This is a genomic window from Delftia tsuruhatensis (assembly GCF_903815225.1).
Taxonomy (GTDB): domain Bacteria; phylum Pseudomonadota; class Gammaproteobacteria; order Burkholderiales; family Burkholderiaceae_C; genus Comamonas; species Comamonas tsuruhatensis_A.
The window spans coordinates 2,022,069-2,040,221 of sequence record NZ_LR813084.1; the positions used below are offsets into that span (position 1 = coordinate 2,022,069).

The 18,153-nt window shown below is 68.8% G+C and carries 9 protein-coding genes and 1 pseudogene; 6 read left to right on the forward strand and 4 right to left on the reverse strand.

Going from position 1 to position 18,153, the window contains the following annotated elements; genetic code table 11:
* The first annotated feature begins 98 nt into the window (after positions 1-98).
* On the forward strand, positions 99-1,592 hold the full coding sequence (locus L1Z78_RS09125; RefSeq protein WP_234641195.1) for a nucleobase:cation symporter-2 family protein: 1,494 nt from the start codon (positions 99-101) through the stop codon (positions 1,590-1,592).
* Between the two features lie 68 nt (positions 1,593-1,660).
* Here L1Z78_RS09125 and L1Z78_RS09130 read toward each other — a convergent pair whose 3' ends face one another.
* Both L1Z78_RS09130 and map read right to left on the reverse strand, forming a co-directional pair.
* Positions 1,661-4,294 carry a [protein-PII] uridylyltransferase gene (locus tag L1Z78_RS09130; protein WP_234641196.1) on the reverse strand — a complete coding sequence of 878 codons (2,634 nt, stop codon included), beginning with the start codon at positions 4,292-4,294 and terminating at the stop codon, positions 1,661-1,663.
* Positions 4,295-4,383: 89 nt separating this feature from the next.
* On the reverse strand, positions 4,384-5,199 hold the full coding sequence (map, locus tag L1Z78_RS09135) for a type I methionyl aminopeptidase (RefSeq protein ID WP_234641197.1): 816 nt from the start codon (positions 5,197-5,199) through the stop codon (positions 4,384-4,386).
* 177 nt (positions 5,200-5,376) lie between these two features.
* Between map and purL the strand changes: the two genes are divergently transcribed.
* Positions 5,377-9,387, forward strand: a complete 4,011-nt coding sequence (gene purL, locus L1Z78_RS09140; RefSeq protein WP_234641198.1) for a phosphoribosylformylglycinamidine synthase — start codon at positions 5,377-5,379, stop codon at positions 9,385-9,387.
* Positions 9,388-9,445: 58 nt separating this feature from the next.
* On the opposite strand, the gene L1Z78_RS09145 is transcribed toward purL, so the two are convergent.
* Positions 9,446-10,288, reverse strand: a complete 843-nt coding sequence (locus L1Z78_RS09145) for a TIGR03915 family putative DNA repair protein (RefSeq protein WP_234641199.1) — start codon at positions 10,286-10,288, stop codon at positions 9,446-9,448.
* An 8-nt stretch (positions 10,289-10,296) separates the two neighbouring features.
* Complete coding sequence (locus L1Z78_RS09150) at positions 10,297-11,616, reverse strand: putative DNA modification/repair radical SAM protein (protein WP_234641200.1); 1,320 nt, start codon at positions 11,614-11,616, stop codon at positions 10,297-10,299.
* Positions 11,617-11,914: 298 nt separating this feature from the next.
* On the opposite strand from L1Z78_RS09150, the gene L1Z78_RS09155 reads away from it, so the two are divergent.
* The 4 genes and pseudogenes from L1Z78_RS09155 to L1Z78_RS09170 all read left to right on the forward strand — a co-directional run bounded on the left by L1Z78_RS09155 (position 11,915) and on the right by L1Z78_RS09170 (position 18,132).
* The gene (locus L1Z78_RS09155; RefSeq protein ID WP_239384364.1) at positions 11,915-13,357 is read left to right on the forward strand and encodes an SWIM zinc finger family protein; all 1,443 of its coding nucleotides are present in this window, start codon (positions 11,915-11,917) and stop codon (positions 13,355-13,357) included.
* Positions 13,354-15,075, forward strand: a pseudogene (locus tag L1Z78_RS09160) (DUF5691 domain-containing protein). The gene L1Z78_RS09155 and the pseudogene L1Z78_RS09160 overlap by 4 nt, the downstream one beginning before the upstream one ends.
* Positions 15,076-15,140: 65 nt before the next feature.
* Positions 15,141-16,223, forward strand: coding sequence for an ATP-binding protein (locus L1Z78_RS09165; RefSeq protein ID WP_234641203.1), 1,083 nt, complete (start codon positions 15,141-15,143; stop codon positions 16,221-16,223).
* A gap of 28 nt (positions 16,224-16,251) precedes the next feature.
* Entirely contained in the window at positions 16,252-18,132 is a 1,881-nt protein-coding gene (locus tag L1Z78_RS09170; RefSeq protein WP_234641204.1) for an ATP-binding protein, read from the forward strand.
* Positions 18,133-18,153: the final 21 nt, after the last annotated feature.

The following is an 18,153-nucleotide window of genomic DNA, read 5'->3' on the forward strand; positions in this document are numbered from 1 at the left end:
GCCAGGCGGTCGGCAGTGGTACGCGGGGGCGTGCTCGTCCGCGCCGCATGGCCCGTCGCTTTCCAGCGTCCTGCGAACAAGAGGACAAGGAGACTGCGATGGAAAAGACTTCCGGCAATGCGCCGGCCATGGGTGCCCAGGCGCGCCCCGAGGACGAGCAATTGGGCCTGGCGGCCAATACCCTGTATGGCCTCCAGCATGTGCTGACCATGTATGGCGGTATCGTGGCCGTGCCCCTGGTCATGGCCAATGCGGCCGGCATGTCGGCCTCGGATACGGGCCTGCTGATCACGGCCTGCCTGTTCATGGGCGGCCTGGCGACGCTGTTGCAGACGCTGGGCATCCCGTTCTTCGGCTCGCGCCTGCCGCTGGTGCAGGGCGTGTCCTTCTCGGGCGTGGCCACCATGGTCAGCATCCTGCACACGGGGGGCGGCATGCAGGGCGTGCTGGGTGCCGTGCTCTTCGCCTCGCTGTTCGGGCTGGTCATCGCGCCCGTGTTCTCCAAGCTCACGCGCTTCTTCCCGCCGTTGGTCAATGGTTGCGTGATCACCATCATCGGCCTGTCGCTGATGCCGGTGGCGGCCCACTGGGCCATGGGCGGCAACGCCCAGGCGTCCGACTATGGCAGCGTTGGCAACATCGGTCTGGCGGGGCTGTCCCTGGTGGTGGTACTTGCGCTGAGCAAGCTGGGCAATGCCATGATCTCGCGCCTGTCCATTTTGCTGGCCATCGTCATCGGCACGGCCGTGGCCGCGATGATCGGCAAGTCCGACTTCTCCGAAGTGGGCAGCGGCGCCTGGTTCGCCGTACCCATGCCGCTGCACTTCGGCTGGCCGACCTTCAGCCTGGCGGCGACGGTGTCCATGTCCATCGTGATCCTTGTCACGCTGGTGGAGACCTCGGCCGACATCCTGGCCGTGGGCGACATCGTGGGCACGCGCGTGGACTCGCGGCGCCTGGCCGACGGCCTGCGCGCCGACATGCTGTCCAGCGTGGTCGCGCCCTTCTTCGGCTCGTTCACGCAAAGCGCGTTTGCCCAGAACGTGGGTCTGGTCGCGGTCACGGGCATCAAGAGCCGCTACGTGGTGGCCTTCAGCGGCCTGATCCTGATCGCCTTCGGGCTGCTACCGATCATGGGGCGCATCGTGGCCTGCGTGCCGCCCTCGGTGCTGGGCGGCGCGGGCCTGGTGCTGTTCGGCACCGTGGCGGCCAGCGGCATACGCACGCTGGCCAAGGTGGACTACCACAACAACATGAACCTGATCATCGTGGCGGCCTCCATCGGCATGGGGGTGCTTCCCATGGTCAAGCCCGACTTCTATCACCACTTCCCGGACTGGTTCGCCACCATGTTCCATTCGGGCATCAGCTCCACGGCCGTGACCGTGTTGCTGCTGAACCTGGTCTTCAACCACTTCAAGCAAGGCAACCCCGAGGAGCCTTCCGTCTTCGGCGCCGGCTCCGAGCGTGTGCTCAGCGAGGCCGTGCTGTCCGCGCTGGCCGAGGGCGACCGTGTGGTGGACGGCAAGCTCTATGACCGCGACGGCAAGGAAGTGGCCACGGTGCCGCAGGCCGCGGCGGCCATGCACTGAGGCCTGCGTCCGAAAGTCGAAGGCCGGTCCCCATTGCGGGGCCGGCCTTTTTTGCTGGCGCCGGGCGTTCAGACCGCCAGGGCCTGGAGCAGCTCGGTTTCTATGCGCAGCTGGCGCTGATTGTCCTGCAGCTCGGCGCCCTCGATCAGAAAGCTGTCTTCCACGCGCTCGCCCAGGGTGCTGACCTTGGCCAGCTGCACGCTCAGGCGGTGCTGGGCCAGGATGCGGGCCACGGTGTAGAGCAGGCCGGCGCGGTCGGTGGCCGAGATGGACAGCAGCCAGTGCTGGGCCTTTTCGTCGGGCTGCAGCGTGACGCGCGGGGCGAAGGGAAAGCTCTTGACACGGCGCGACAGGCGCCGGTGCGATGGCTCGGGCAGCGCGCCTTGCTGCATCAGGGCCACGACGAGGTCGTTCTCGACCATGTGCATGAGCTCGCGGTACTGCTCCTGCATGGCCGGCGCCACGACCTGGAAGGTATCCAGCGCATAGCTGTTGTGGGCCGTGTGCACGCGGGCATCGAGGATGGAGAAGGCCGCGCGGTCGAAGTAGCCGCAGATGCGCGCGAACAGGTCGGGCTGGTCGGGTGCGTAGACCAGTACCTGCAGGCCTTCGCCGGCCAGGGAGCGGCGCGCGCGCACCACGGGATGGGTGGTGCCCACGTGGCGCGAAAGGTGGCGTGTGTGCCAGGCGATGTCGGCTGCCTCGTGGCGCATGAAGTAGTCCACGCCCAGCGTGTCCCAGAGCTTCTTGTGCGACTCGAAGGGCTGGGCCGTGAGCGCCAGCTGCACCAGGGCTTCGCGCTTGCGCGCCTCGATCTCGGCGGCCGCGTCGGGTGCGCGCCCGCCCAGGACGCGCAGCGTCAGGCGGTAGGTGTCCTCCAGCAGCTTGCCCTTCCAGGCGCTCCAGACCTTGGGGCTGGTGCCGCGGATATCGGCCACGGTGAGCAGGTACAACGCGGTGAGGTTGCGCTCGTTGCCCACGCGCTCGGCGAAGGCCTGGATGACATCCGGATCGGAGAGGTCCTGCTTCTGTGCCACCTGGCTCATGGTCAGGTGCTCGCGCACCAGGAATTCGATCAGCTCGGCATCCGTGCGCGCGATGCCGTGGGCGCGGCAGAACCGCTTGGCCTCCACGGCGCCGATGATGGAGTGGTCGCCGCCCCGGCCCTTGCCGATGTCGTGGAACAGCGCGGCCAGGTACAGCAGCCAGGGCTTGTCCCAGCCGCTGGCCAGTTGGGAGCAGAACGGATATTCGTGCGCATGCTCTGCCATGAAGAAGCGCCGCACGTTGCGCAGCACCATGAGGATGTGCTGGTCCACGGTGTAGACATGGAACAGGTCGTGCTGCATCTGGCCCACGATGCGCCGGAACGGCCACAGGTAGCGTCCCAGCACCGAGGTCTGGTTCATCAGCCGCATGGCGTGCGTGATGCCGCTGGGCTGCTGCAGGATCTTCATGAAGGTGGCGCGGTTGACCGGGTCGCGCCGGAAGGCCGCGTCCATCAGGTCGCGCGCGCTGTACAGCGCGCGCAGCGTGCGCGCCGACAGATCGGTCAGGCCCACATGGGTCTCGTACATCAGGAAGGTTTCGAGGATGGCATGCGGCTCGCGTTCGTAGAGGTCGTCGCTGGCGACCTCGATGGTGCCGGCCTTCTCGTAGAAGCGCGAATTGAGACGGATGCGTGGCGTGGGGCGCGGGTTCAGGCGCTCCTCGATGTTCAGTCGCAGGATCTGGCACAGTTGGGTCACAGCCTTGGCGGCCCAGTAGTAGTGGCGCATCAGCGTCTCGCTGGCGCGCATGGCCAGCTTGCGGCCCTCGGCCGAGGTGGAGCGGTAGCCGAAGGCCTCGGCCACGGCCGTCTGCTGGTCGAATACGAGCCGGTCCTCGTGCCGGCCCGCCACGGCATGCAGGCGCGCGCGGATCAGGCTGAGCAGGGACTCGTTGTCTTCCAGCTGCTGGCGCTCGAAGTCGGTGATCAGTCCTTTGTCGGCCAGCGCCTGCCAGCTGCTGCCCAGGCCCGCGGCGCGCGACAGCCAGAGCATGGTGTGCAGGTCGCGCAGGCCGCCGGGCGATTCCTTGCAGTTGGGCTCCAGTGCGTAGGGCGTGTTCTCGTACTTGCCGTGACGCTGGCGCATCTCCAGCAACTTGCCGGACAGGAAGGCGCGTGCATTCATCTGTGCCTGGTAGCGCTGCTGGAATGCATCGAACAGCGGCTCGCTGCCGCAGATGCGGCGCGCCTCCAGCAAGGCTGTCTGCACGGTCAGGTCGCGCGCGGACTCCTCCAGGCATTCGGCCAGGGTGCGCACGCTGGAGCCGATCTCCAGGCCCGCGTCCCAGCAACTGCCGATGAACTTCTCGATGCGGGCGGTCAGTTCAGGGTTGCCGATGGCGTCTTCGGGCAGCAGCACCAGCACGTCGATGTCCGAGCAGGGGAAAAGCTGGGCACGGCCGAAGCCGCCCACGGCTGCCAGGCATGCGTCAGCCGGCATGTCCGCCCGCTGCCACAGCGCGTACAGCTGCGTGTCGGCCAGGTCGCTCAGGTGCTGGAGTACCAGGCGCACGCCGCGCCGCCCCATGGTGGGGGCCAGCAGCGAGCTGATCCAGCGCCCACGGTCCCGGGTGTACTGCGCGCGCAGCTGTTCCAGGGAGTCCGGGGTCGCGGGCGCGGCGTGGGAGGGGCGGTGGTCAGTGGTCTGTTTCATGCGCGGCTAGGGCTGTGAGGGCTCCCGGCGGGCAGATCCCGGGTGCCATGCGATTGTGCCGGGGCTTCACGCAAGAAACATGCCTTGCCTCAGCAACTGGTGGCGGTGACGAAGGGCGGCAGCGCAGGAGAGCCTGCCGACAGCGTCATGACCTCGTAGCCGGTGCGGGTCACGACCAGGGTATGTTCCCACTGCGCCGAAAGGCTGTGGTCCTTGGTGACGATGGTCCAGCCATCCTTGCCCAGTTCCTTGATCTCGCGCTTGCCCAGGTTGAGCATGGGCTCGATGGTGAAGACCATGCCTTCCTCCAGCACCGTCCCCGTGCCGGGGCGGCCGTAGTGCAGGATCTGGGGCTCTTCATGGAACTTCTGGCCGATGCCGTGGCCGCAGAACTCGCGCACCACCGACAGGCCGTGGCCTTCGGCGAAGGTCTGGATGGCGTGGCCGATATCGCCCAGCGTGGCGCCGGGCCTGACCTGCTGGATGCCCAGCCACATGGCATCGAAGGTCAGCGCCGACAGGCGCCTGGCCGCGATGGAGCACTCGCCGATCAGGAACATGCGGCTGTTGTCGCCGTACCAGCCGTCCTTGGTGATCACGGTCACATCCACGTTGACGATGTCGCCCTTCTTGAGCGGCTTGTCGTTGGGGATGCCGTGGCAGACCACGTGATTGACCGAGGTGCACAGGTGGCCGGGGTAAGGCGGATAGCCGGGCGGCTGGTAACCGATGGTGGCCGATACCGTGCCCTGTTGCGCCATGCATTCGGCGCCCAGGCGGTCGATCTCCGCCGTGGTGATGCCGGGCTTGATGTGGGGGGTGATGTAGTCCAGCACTTCCGAAGCCAGGCGGCAGGCCACGCGCATGGCCGCGATGTCTTCGGCGCTCTTGATGGTGATGCTCATGGCCTCGATTATCCCATTGCGCCTCCCGACGTGCAGGGGTAAGGGGCGGCTGTCGCCACCGGGACGCCCCGGCCCGGTAAAATGGCGGTCTCACCGATTCAGCGCCTTGCGGCCTGCCCGTGCCGGGCGGGGCCGCAGGGCGCTTTTCACAAGCCTCCTCACCCAACAGGCCGCCACGTGACCTTGCATCTGACACAGTTTGAGGGTGGAAACGCCCTGAGCTCGTTCCGCGCCCAGCAGCTTCTGACCGACCTGGTCTCCATCCATCCCAAAATCACCGGCATCTCCGCGCGCTTCGTGCACCTGGTGGCCACGGACGCCGCACCCACGCCCGCACTGCAAGAGCGCCTTCAGGCGCTCTTGACCTATGGAGACCCCTATGAAGGCCCGGCCGACGGCACGGTCCTGGTGGTCACGCCGCGCCTGGGCACGATCTCGCCCTGGGCTTCCAAGGCCACCGACATCGCACGCAACTGCGGCCTGGCGGTCTTCCGCGTGGAGCGCATCACCGAGTACCGCATCGCCCTGAAGACGGGCCTGCTCGGCGGTACTCCCGAACTGACGACCGAGCAGACCGCGCGCATCGCCGCTCTGCTCCACGACCGCATGACCGAATCGGTCTTCGCCACGCGCGCCGAGGCCGAGCAGCTGTTCTCCGCCCTCAGCGCCGCGCCCATGGAGTTCGTCGATGTGCTGGGCGGCGGCCGCGCGGCGCTGGAAGCCGCCAACCGCCAATGGGGCCTGGCCCTGGCAGACGACGAGATCGACTATCTGGTCGATGCCTTCAAGGGCCTCGGGCGCAACCCCACGGACGTGGAACTGATGATGTTCGCGCAGGCCAACAGCGAGCACTGCCGCCACAAGATCTTCAACGCCCAGTTCACCATCGACGGCGTGGCCCAGGACAAGAGCCTGTTCGGCATGATCCGTCACACGCACCAGGTCTCGCCCCAGCACACCGTGGTGGCCTACTCGGACAACGCCTCCATCATGGAAGGCCACGAGGTCGAGCGCTTCGTCGCCGCCTTCGAGGCTGCCAAGGACAAGATCAAGGCCCCCAGCTACCAGAAGAAGCAGGCCGTCAACCACGTCCTGATGAAGGTGGAGACGCACAACCATCCCACGGCCATCTCTCCCTTCCCCGGCGCCTCCACGGGCGCGGGCGGCGAGATCCGCGACGAGGGCGCCACGGGCCGCGGCTCCAAGCCCAAGGCCGGCCTGACGGGCTTCACGGTCTCCAAGCTGTGGGGCAGCGAAGTGGGCAAGCCCGAGCACATCGCCAGCCCGCTGCAGATCATGATCGAGGGCCCGCTGGGAGGCGCGGCCTTCAACAACGAGTTCGGCCGTCCCAACCTGACCGGCTACTTCCGCGAGTACGAGCAGCAGGTCGGCGACATCACGCGCGGCTACCACAAGCCCATCATGATCGCGGGCGGCCTGGGCGTGATCGACTCCGAGCTCACGAAGAAAATCGAATTTCCCGCCGGCACCCTGCTGATCCAGCTGGGTGGCCCCGGCATGCGCATCGGCATGGGCGGCGGCGCGGCCAGCTCCATGGCCAGCGGCACGAACGCGGCCGAGCTGGACTTCGACTCCGTGCAGCGCGGCAACCCCGAGATCGAGCGCCGCGCCCAGGAAGTCATCAACCATTGCTGGGCCCAGGGCGACAGGAACCCCATCCTGGCCATCCATGACGTGGGTGCCGGCGGCCTGTCCAACGCCTTCCCCGAACTGACCAATGACGCGGGCCGTGGCGCGCGCTTCGACCTGCGTGCCGTCAACCTCGAGGAATCGGGCCTGGCGCCCAAGGAAATCTGGTCCAACGAAAGCCAGGAACGCTACGTGCTGGCGATTGCTCCCGAGTCGCTGGCCGAGTTCACGGCCTTCTGCGAGCGCGAGCGCTGCCCCTTCGCCGTGATCGGCACGGCCACCGAAGAGCGCCAACTGGTGCTGGAAGATACGGCCGTGGCCGCTGGCGACCAGAAGTTCCCCGTGGACATGCCCATGGACGTGCTGCTGGGCAAGCCGCCCAAGATGCACCGCGACGTGGCCACCGTGCAGCGCGAGCTGCCCCCCATCGACCTGACCGGCGTGCCGCTGGAAAAGGCGGTGATCGACGTGCTGGCCCACCCCACCGTGGCCTCCAAGCGCTTCCTGATCACCATCGGCGACCGCGCCGTGGGCGGCCTGACCCACCGCGACCAGATGGTCGGCCCCTGGCAGGTGCCCGTGGCCGACGTGGCCGTGACCCTGGCGGACTTCAAGGGCTTCAAGGGCGAGGCCATGGCCATGGGCGAGCGCACGCCGCTGGCCGCCATCAACGCCCCGGCTTCGGGCCGCATGGCCGTGGCCGAGGCCATCACCAACATGCTGGCAGCGCCTATCGAACTGTCCAGGGTCAAGATGTCGGCCAACTGGATGGCCGCCTGCGGCGAGCCTGGCGAGGATGCGGCCCTGTACGCCACCGTCAAGGCCGTGGGCATGGAACTGTGCCCGCAGCTTGACATCTCCATTCCCGTGGGCAAGGACAGCCTGTCCATGCGCACGCAGTGGAACGAGGGCGGCCAGGTCAGGAAGGTGACTTCGCCCGTCAGCCTGATCATCACGGGCTTTGCCTCCATCGACGACGTGCGCGGCACGCTCACGCCCCAACTGGACGCCACGGAAGACGACAGCACCCTGGTGCTCGTGGACCTGGGGCGCGGCAAGATGCGCATGGGCGGCTCCATCCTGGGCCAGGTCCTGGGCCAGTCCGGCAACGAGACGCCGGATCTCGACGACGCCAAGGACCTGGTCGCCCTGGTCAACGCCGTCAACGACCTGCGTGCCAAGGGCCAGATCCTGGCCTACCACGACAAGGGCGACGGCGGCCTGCTGGCCACCGTGGCCGAGATGGCCTTCGCAGGCCACGTGGGCGTGGCGCTGAACGTGGACATGCTGGTCACCGAAGGCGACGGCATCAGCGACAGCCGCATGGACTCGGGCGAGGGCAAGAACTGGGCCGCCCAGGTCAGCGGCCGCCGCGACGACATGACGCTGCGCGCGCTGTTCAACGAGGAACTGGGCGCCGTGCTGCAGATCCGCACGGCCGACCGCGCCGCCGTCATGCAGACCCTGCGCGAACACGGCCTGGCCACCTGTAGCCATATCGTGGGCAAGACGCGCCCTGCCTCCTCCAAGGTCGATGCGGGCAAGGGCGAACTGCAGGTCTGGCGCGACGCCAAGTCCGTCTTCGGCGCCTCGCTCAGCGACCTGCACCAGGTCTGGGATGCCGTGAGCTGGAAGATCGCCCAGCAGCGCGACAACCCGGCCTGCGCCGACAGCGAACACGCCGCCGCCGGCGAGCCTGCCGACCCCGGCATGCACCTGCACCTGACGTTCGACCCGGCCGAGAACCCCGCCGCGCCCTTCCTGTCCCTGGGCGCCCAACCCCGCGTGGCCGTGCTGCGCGAGCAGGGCGTGAACTCCCATGTGGAGATGGCCTATGCCTTCACCGAGGCCGGCTTCGAGGCGGTGGACGTGCACATGACCGACCTGCAGACCGGCCGCGCACAGCTGCAGGACTTCGCGGGCGTGGTCGCCTGCGGGGGATTCAGCTATGGCGATACGCTGGGCGCCGGCATCGGCTGGGCTCGCTCGATCACCTTCAATGACCGCCTGTCCGAGCAGTTCCAGCAGTTCTTCGGCCGCACCGACACCTTCGGCCTGGGCGTGTGCAACGGCTGCCAGATGTTTGCCGAGCTGGCCGACATCATTCCCGGTGCCCAGGACTGGCCGCGTTTCACGCAGAATCAGAGCAACCGCTTCGAGGCGCGCCTGTCCATGGTGGAAGTGCTGGAGTCGCCCAGCCTCTTCCTGCAGGGCATGGCCGGCAGCCGCCTGCCCATCGCGGTCGCCCATGGCGAGGGCTATGCCAACTTCCGCTTCCGCGGCAACGCGGCCAAGGCCATCGCAGCCATGCGCTACGTGGACAACCGTGGCCAGGCCACCGAGCAGTACCCGTTCAACCCGAACGGCTCGGCCGGCGGCCTGACGGCGGTGACCACGGCCGACGGCCGTTTCACGGCCATGATGCCCCACCCCGAGCGCGTGTTCCGCAACGTGCAGATGAGCTGGACCAATGGCGACAAGTCCGAGTTCAGCCCCTGGATGCGTGTGTGGCGCAACGCGCGCAAGTGGCTGGGCTGATGCCCTGGCTCCGTTAAAGCAAAAGGCCCTTCGGGGCCTTTTGCTTTTGCTGCTTGCGCTACGGCTCCAGCATCTGCCCCGTGCGCGCCCGTGCCTGTTGCACCAGGGTGGAGATCAGCACCGTCTCGGGGAGGTTCTTCCAATAGCGGCGTGGCATCTCGCGCAGCATGGCCTGTTCCTTGAGGCGGGCGGGGTTGAAGGTGCTGGCGTAGTAGGTCAGCCACAGGGCCTCGCCCGCGTCGGGGGGCGGGGCGTCGCTGCGCCGGGCGCCGAGGCCGAAGCGCAGGCCGTGTCCGTCCCAGTGCGCGCTGCAGCCGGGTGTCAGGATGGCCCAGTGCATGTTGGCGAAGCGGTCCCGGAAAAAGGGCGCTGCCGCGCGCAGCGTGTGGTGCTCGGGCTCGAACCAGGCGATGTGCAGGTCCGGCGCGTCCGGGCGCTGCGTGGTCCGAAAGCGCACGAAGGCATGGATCTTGTGGATCTCGCGGGAGACGGGCCTGGCCAGCGACTCCAGGCTGCGCCAGTCCGTATCCAGTGCGTCCAGCCGCAGCGCGGGCCTGGCCTGCACGCGTGCCAGCCAGCGGTGGCACAGCTCGAAGCGGCCGGGGGCGCGGTGCATGCAGGCATGGCGCAGCGTGGACAGTTGGGCCTCGGAAAGCGCCAGGCCTGCATCGCCGGGGCGCGCCACGGCGGCCAGCACCGCCGCGGGCATGGCGGGGCCGGGGCTACCGGAAAACAGGTCTGCGCCCGAGTCCTGTGCGGATGCGGCCTGTCGTGCATCGGGCCAGCGCCAGCGCACGGCGCAGGGATCGGCACCATGGGCCAGCAGGGCGCGACAGGCCGCGCGAAAGCCGGCCCAATCGTCGGGCGCGTCGAGTTCGATGACCAGGCCGTGGCCGTGCATGACACGCTCTAGAACAGGCTGGCCTGCACCGGATCGGCCCGGCGCATGCCGCTGTGCCGCACCTGTGCCGGGCCTTCCTTTGACTGCTGGATCAACCGGCTGCGCAGCGTGGCCGAATCCATCTCGCCGAGCAAGGGCCTGTGCCCATCGACCAGTACAAAAGGCAGGGCCTTGCGGATGGGCCCGCGCAGCCGCAGCAGGTCATCCAGCCGCAGCCGCCGCACGCGCCGCGCGGCCAGCAGCCGCTCCACGGTCTGCGAGCCCAGGCCCGGCACGCGCAGCAGCAGGCTGCGCGGCGCGCGGTTGAGGTCCACGGGGAACTGCTGGCGGTGGGCCAGCGCCCAGGCCAGCTTGGGGTCGATCTCCAGGTCCAGCATGCCGTGCAGGCTGGCCGCCGCGATCTCGCCGGCCTCGTAGCCGTAAAAGCGCATCAGCCAGTCGGCCTGGTACAGGCGGTGCTCGCGCATCAGCGGCGGTGCCTGGGGCGGCAGGTCCCGCGAGGCATAGGGAATGGGGCTGAAGGCCGAGTAGTACACGCGCCTGAGGCCATAGCCTGCGTACAGCCTGTGGCTGGCGTCCAGGATGTCGGCGTCCGTGGCCTGGTCCGCACCCACGATCATCTGTGTGCTCTGCCCGCCGGGGGCGAAGCGGGGAACGGCGGCGCGCCGTGCCGGTGCGCCGGGCAGGGCCTGCACCTGGCGCTGCTCGCGCGTGGCCGCGCGCCATGCCCGCACCTGCTCGTCCACGCCGTGCATGGCCTGGCGGATGCGCCGGCCGTCCTTTTCAGGCGCGAACCGGGCCAGTCCGTCATCCGTGGGCAGCTCCACATTGATGCTCAGCCGGTCGGCGTAGCGGCCCGCCAGCGCGAGCAATCGCGGCTCCGCGTCGGGAATGGTCTTGAGGTGGATATAGCCGCGGAAGTCATGCTCCTCGCGCAGCCGGCGGGCGACTTCGACCAGTTGCTCCATGGTGTAGTCGCTGGAGCGGATGATGCCGCTGGACAGGAAAAGCCCCTCGATGCAATTGCGCCGGTAGAAGTCCAGCGTCAGGCGCACCACCTCGTCGACGGAAAAGCGCGCGCGCTGCACGTTGGAGCTCTTGCGGTTGATGCAATAGCGGCAATCGAAGAGGCAGAAGTTCGTCAGCAGGATCTTGAGCAGGGAAATGCAGCGTCCGTCTGGTGCATAGCTATGGCAGATGCCCATGCCCGTGGTCGAACCCATGCCTGTGCCGTCCAGCGAGTCACGGCCCCGGGACCCGCTGGAGGCGCAGCTGGCGTCGTACTTGGCCGCGTCGGCGAGGATGAAGAGTTTGCGTTGCAGATCCATGGCTGTATGAATATACAGTATCATGGAAGAGCCTGCTTGCAGCCTGACCTGCGAGACCGGGCGGTGCCGGGATCATTCCAATGAATGAGCGCTTGCTTTCGCGGGTTCGCAGCGGCCTTGCCATTCAATGGGGCAATGCGCCTGCATATGCGGATTGCGAATGCCATTCCGGCAGAAACGGCGCTGTTGTGATTTGTTTCAAATCGGCGAGACCTATTGCTGATAGGCTTTCGGCCTTGCCGTGTGCGGCCATCCGCAATCCGCCTGGCGACCACAAACACTTGGAGAGGGAGCTTCGGTGTCGCGCGTATTAGGAACTGAGAGCGAAGTGCTGGCGCTGTCGCCGGACGCCTCATCGAGCAAGGCCGCCAAAGGGCTGCAATCGCCCGCCAAATGGCCGTCGATGGGGTGCAATGAAAGTGCGGTCTGGGGAGAATGCCAGGGCAGTGGCAGCAAGCCCTATCAGACCCAGGTCGACCTGTCGGGGCCGTCCTTCAAATGCTCCTGCCCCAGCCGCAAGTTCCCCTGCAAGCATGGCCTGGCGCTGATGCTGATGCGGGCCGGTGGCCAGGTGCCCGAAGGCGTGGACCCGCCTGCCTGGGTACAGTCGTGGCTGGACAGCCGGCAGGAGAAGGCCGAGAAGAAAGAGGCCAAGGCTGCCGCCGCGGCGGCGGCGCCACCCCCCGACCCCGAAGTCGCCGCCAGGCAGCAGGCCCGGCGCGAGGACAAGCGCTGGGACAAGGTGGAAGCCGGCCTGCAGGAGCTGTCGCTGTGGATGCAGGACATGGTGCGCGCCGGGCTGGCCAACCAGGCCGGCGACACCCAGATGCGCCAGCGCTGGAACACCATGGCCGCGCGCATGGTCGATGCCCAGGCCACGGGCATGGCGGCACGCATCAAGGATTGCCGGGACCTGGTGGACAGCCATCGCGACTGGCCGCGCGACATGCTGGTGCAACTGGGCCACTGGCAGCTCATCATCGATGCGGTGCGCCGCCGCGAATCGCTGAGCCCCGAGGTCAAGGCCGATGTCATGGCCGCGCTGGGCTGGCCCATGGACAAGGCCGAGGTACAGACCAGGGGCCGGCAGGTCGAGGACGAATGGCTGGTCGTCGGCCTGCGCATGATCGAGCTGGAAGGCCGGCTCATGGAGCGCCGCGTCTGGCTCCAGGGCCGGCGCACCGGCAGCATGGCATTGGTGCTGGACTATGCCCAGGGCGGGCGTGGCTTCGAGTCGGCCTGGGTGCCCGGCCATCGTTATGGTTGTGCGCTGACCTTCTACCCGGGTCATGCGCCGCTGCGCGCCATCGCCGCCCAGGGCAACGGCCCGGCTCTGGCGGCGGACGGCGCCAGCCCGATGTCCTCGTCGGCCGTGGAGGCGGTCCTGCCGCAACTGGGCCGGCGTGTCGCGGCCAATCCGTTGCAGGCCACGCAGCCGCTGTGCCAGGACGGCCTGCGGCTGGTGCCGGTGCAGGGCCAATGGTTCGCGGCCTGGCCCGAGACTCCGGGCGGGGCCGCCGTACAGCCCGTGCCCGTGGCCATCGATGATGGCGAGGCCTGGCGCCTGCTGGCACTGACCGGTGGCGAACCCATGCAGCTGTTTGGCGAATGGGAGAGCGGCCCGGCCGTGGGCCGCTGGCGCCTGTTGAGCGCCTGGCAGGCGCGCGCGGGCGGGGGTGATGGCGGAAAGGCCGTCCCGCAATCTCAATGTGTCTGGCACACCCAGGGTGATCCCATATGAGCAACGCACAACTGTGGGCTGCGCTGCAGCAATCGGCCATGGTGGGTTCGGACCGGCTGGCCGTGCCGCCCGTGCTGGCCTCGGGCGTGGATCCGTCGGCGCCGCTGTCGCAGCAGGCCGTGCAGGCGGCGCTGCTGCCCCGCGCGGACCTGCCCGGCGACTCGGCCGCGCAGCAGCTGCTGCGTGCCAGTGCCGTCGCCGCCGTGTTCGAGCGCGCCGGCTGGCAGCCCGGCGCGCAGGTCCGTCTGGCAGCGCCGCTGGCTCCCCCCGCGGCGGCGCCGGCGGAATCACGTCCCGCGCCAGGCGATGCGCGCCTGCAGGCCCTCATGGGGGATGTGCTCAGGGACGGGCCTTTCGATGTGCAGGCCTCCATGCTGCGCACCCTGGACCAGGCCGGGCAGCGCCTGCCCCACGAACTGCTGGTGCCTGCGCTGGAGCAGGGCCGCCAGTCCGCGGGCCTGCGCCCATGGCTGGCGCCCGTGCTGGGTGAGCGCGGACGCTGGCTGGGCTCGCTCAACCCGCAGTGGGGCTATGCCAGCGGCGTCGAGGAAACCGCCGATCCGGAGCTGGTCTGGCAGGAAGGCTCGGTGGAGCAGCGCGTGGCCCTGCTGCGCGCCGAACGAGGCACCGATGCCGCCAGGGCGCGCCTGCGCCTGGAAGGCAGCCTCAAGGAGCTGGGCGCCAAGGAGCGCCTGCCCATGGTCCAGGCCCTGGCCGTGGGGCTGGGCCTGGAAGACGAACCGTTGCTGGAGAAGCTGCTGTCCGACCGCAGCAAGGAAATCCGCGACAACGCGGCGCAACTGCTGTCGTGCCTGCCGGACAGCGCGCACAGCCGGCGCATCATGGGCTGGATGCAGTCCATGCTTGTGCAGGACGCCAAGGGCCAGTGGTCCGTGGAGCCGCCCGAGGAAGGTCCCAAGGAATGGGAGCGCGACGGCATCGCGCTCAAGCCCGATGCATACCACCGCGGCGGCAAGAAGTCCTGGCTGCTGGAGCAGATGGTCCGGCTCACCCCCTTGTCCTTCTGGAGCCGTACCCCGGGCATGGCGCCCGCGGAACTGATGGAGTGGAGCCGGCGCAGCGACTGGAAATCCTCGCTGCGCCAGGGCTGGCTGCAGGCCCTGCAATACCAGCAGGATGTGGCCTGGCTGGACGCCGTGCAGATGATGGGCCGCGACATGCGCCACGACACGCTGATGCCGGCGCTGCTGGCACGCCTGTCCCCGCAGGAACGCGAGGCCCGCTGGCTCGCGCAGTTCGAGCGCGATCGCCACAAGCTCCTCGATGCCATCGAAAGCATGTCCCAGTCCCTGGCGGGCGCCGAGCAGCTGTCAGCCGACATGTCGGCGCGCCTGGCCGAGTCATTGCACCAGACGCTGGGCAACCGGCAGGTGACCGGCAACTGGAACAGCTACCGCGCCGACCAGGCCCTGCTGGCCTGCGCGCGCATGCTGGACGTGTCCGCCTTGGCGCGCTTTGCCGACCTGTGGCGCCAGCCGGCGCAGGCGCCGCTGTCCGATGCACAGCCCTAGACGCCAGCCGATGCCGGCCAGGCCGCCACAACTGCCGCACCTCTCACGGCCGAGCAGCAGGCCCGGCTCGACCGCAGCCGCCAGCGTCCCTGGGACGAAGAGCGCATGCGCGACCAGCTGGAGCGCATCGTCGATCTGCGCCTGGGCCTGCACCAGGCCTTTCTCGCCCTCAAGGGCCAGGCCTGAGCCGGGCCCGTCCTGTGCCTGGCACCGTACCGAAACCAACCCCCATCCCTTCCCGGAAGCACACCATGAGCCAAGTCCTGCGACAGCATGCCGAACAGCAATTCGCCGAAGAACTCGAAGCCCTGCGCAAGGTGGATGACCGTCCGCGCCCGCCCAACTGGAAGCTGTCGCCCTGGGCCGTGCTCCAGTACCTGATGGGCGGCAAGCTGGACAACGGCTTCGAGCTCAGCGCCAAGTACATCGGCAATGCGCGCCTCATGGAGATCGCCGTCTCCACCCTGGCCACCGACCGCGCCCTGCTGCTGTACGGCGTGCCGGGCACGGCCAAGTCCTGGGTGTCCGAGCACCTGTCGGCGGCCGTCAGCGGCGACTCCACCATGCTGGTGCAGGGCACGGCCGGCACCAGCGAGGAGCAACTGCGCTACGGCTGGAACTATGCCCAGCTGCTGGCCCATGGCCCCTCCGAGAAGGCGCTGATCCCCAGCCCGCTGGTCAACGCCATGAAGCTGGGCAAGATCGCCCGCATCGAGGAACTGACCCGCATTCCCGCCGACGTGCAGGACACGCTGATCACCGTGCTCTCCGAAAAGACGCTGCCCGTGCCCGAGCTGGGCACCGAGGTGCAGGCCGTGCAGGGCTTCTCGGTCATCGCCACCGCCAACAACCGCGACAAGGGCGTGAACGAGCTGTCCAGCGCGCTCAAGCGCCGCTTCAACACCGTGGTCCTGCCCGTGCCCGCCTCGCAGGACGAGGAAGTGCAGATCGTCACCAAGCGCGTGGCCGAGCAGGGCCGCGCGCTGGCCCTGCCCGCCGAGCCGCCCGCGCTGCAGGAAGTGCGCCGCGTGGTGCAGATCTTTCGCGAGCTGCGCAACGGCCAGACCGAGGACGGCAAGACCGTGCGCGTCAAGTCGCCCAGCAGCACGCTGTCCACGGCCGAGGCCATCTCGGTGATCAACAGCGGCATGGCGCTGGCCGGCCATTTCGGCGACGGCGTGCTGCGCGCGGGCGATGTGGCCTCGGGCCTGCTGGGCGCCGTGGTCAAGGACCCGGTGCAGGACACCGTGGTCTGGAAGGAGTACCTGGAGACCGTCGTCAAGGAGCGAAGCGACTGGAAGGACCTGTACCGCGCCTGCCGCGAGCAGCTCTGACACATTCCGACGCAAGGCGCCAAGGCACATGTCCGACAACGCGGAACTCCCGGCTTCGCAGGCCTTCAGCCCCGACAGCATCCCTGCGGCATTGCAGACCACGCAGGTGCATCTGGACGGGCTGTTCGACGTCCTGGCCAAGCACCTGTACTCCACCCCCGTGGTGGCCATACGCGAGCTGATCCAGAACGCGCACGACTCCATCTCGCGCCGGCGGCTGGAAGACCCCGACTTCACCGGCCCGGGCCGCATCGATGTGCTGGCCGACCCGGCCGCGCAGACCATCATCATCCGCGACAACGGCTCCGGGCTGACCGAGCAGGAACTGCACCGCTATCTGGCCACGCTGGGCAATGGCTATACGCGCCAGCTTCGCTCCAGCGACCGCGAGGGCACGGACGCGCTGATCGGCCTGTTCGGCCTGGGCTTTCTCTCGGCCTTCGTGGTGGCCGAGCAGGTGCTGGTCAACACCACCTCCTACCAGACGCCCGGCGAAGGCTGGCGCTACCGTTCCTCGGACGGGCGCCGCTACGCGGTGCAGGCCGTGCAGGCGCGGCCCGTGGGGACGGAAATCCATCTGGCCATGCGCAGCGATTTCAGCCACCTGTGCTCCAGCGGCGTGCTCAAGCGCGTGCTGGGGCGCTACTGCGCCTTGCTGCGCGAGCCGCTGTGGTTCGACGAGGAGTGCGTCAATGCCGAGCCACCGCCCTGGCGTGCCACCGAGGCCGGCGTGGCCGTGCACCCGGCCGTGCTGCAACGCCAGCGCATGGCTTTCGCGGCGCGCATGGAGCAGCATTTCGAGCCCATCTGCGTCATCCCGGTGGAGCCCGAAGGCCTCAGCGATGCGCGCGGCCTGCTGTGGGTGCAGGATGGCGCCACCTATGGCACCAGCGACAACCGCCACCTCAGCGTCTACGTGCGCGGCATGCTGCTGGATGACGAGGCGCGCGACCTGCTGCCCGTGTGGGCGGGCTTCATCGGCGGGGTCATCGAGTCCAACGCCCTCACTCCCACGGCCAGCCGCGAAGACCTGCAGCGCGACGATGCCTACCAGGCGACACGCCAGCATCTGCGCCAGACGCTGATCCAGGGGCTGGCCCATCTGGCCCAGACGCAGGCGCCGGCCTGGGCGCGGCTGCTGACGCGTCACAACGAGGCCCTGCTGGGCGCGGCGCTGTGCGAGGAAGACCTGTTCACCGTGCTGGCCGATGCGGTGCGCCTGCCCACCAGCCAGGGGGATCTGCCCGTGCGCAGCCTGGTGCGCGAGGGGCGCATTCACCTGAGCCTGGGGCAGAGCGGCGGCTTCGAGGACGTGCTGTTCCGCGTGCTGCAGATTCCCGTGGCGCGCGGTGACCGCTATGCGGTGGCCGGCTTCCTGCGCCAATGGGTGCGGGACCGTGGCGTGCTGCTGATCGAGGTCGGAACGGCCGCCGGCAACGCCCGCATGTTCCGCGAGGACGACCTGCCCCCGACCGAGCTGGCGTGGCTGCGCGAGCAACTGGCCTGGGGCGAACTGGTGGTGCCCGTGCGCTTCGGCTCGGGGGAGCTGCCGCTGATCGTCGTGCCCGACCGCGAGGCCCAGCTCAAGGCCCGGCTGGAGGCCGACGACGCCAGCAAGCGCATGGCCGGCGCCGCGCTGGGCCTGGCGCGGGCCTTCACCCGGCGCGTCGACGCCTCTGTGCCCGCGCGCCTGTACGTGAACCTGGACAACCGCGCCATCCAGGCCCTGTTGCAAGGCCATCGCGAGGGGCGTCAGCCGCCCTCGCACGCCGTGGCGCTGCTGCGCAGCTTCAAGGCCATCATGGCGCCCGCGGGCGAGGAGCTGCCGGGCCAGCCGCCGCTGGTGCAGCTGTTCCATGATTTCAGCGAGGCGGTGGCCGCGCTGTGCCTGCCCGGTGAAGGCCGCTGAGCCGCACCGAATGCCATCGGA

What these genes read in the sequence shown, in the direction of transcription:
- L1Z78_RS09130 (WP_234641196.1), bottom strand. Translation starts at nt 4,294, where the DNA reads ATGAAACAGACCACTGACCACCGCCCCTCCCACGCCGCGCCCGCGACC.
- L1Z78_RS09125 (WP_234641195.1), top strand. Translation starts at nt 99, where the DNA reads ATGGAAAAGACTTCCGGCAATGCGCCGGCCATGGGTGCCCAGGCGCGC.
- map (WP_234641197.1), bottom strand. Translation starts at nt 5,199, where the DNA reads ATGAGCATCACCATCAAGAGCGCCGAAGACATCGCGGCCATGCGCGTG.
- L1Z78_RS09165 (WP_234641203.1), top strand. Translation starts at nt 15,141, where the DNA reads ATGAGCCAAGTCCTGCGACAGCATGCCGAACAGCAATTCGCCGAAGAA.
- L1Z78_RS09145 (WP_234641199.1), bottom strand. Translation starts at nt 10,288, where the DNA reads ATGCACGGCCACGGCCTGGTCATCGAACTCGACGCGCCCGACGATTGG.
- L1Z78_RS09170 (WP_234641204.1), top strand. Translation starts at nt 16,252, where the DNA reads ATGTCCGACAACGCGGAACTCCCGGCTTCGCAGGCCTTCAGCCCCGAC.
- L1Z78_RS09150 (WP_234641200.1), bottom strand. Translation starts at nt 11,616, where the DNA reads ATGGATCTGCAACGCAAACTCTTCATCCTCGCCGACGCGGCCAAGTAC.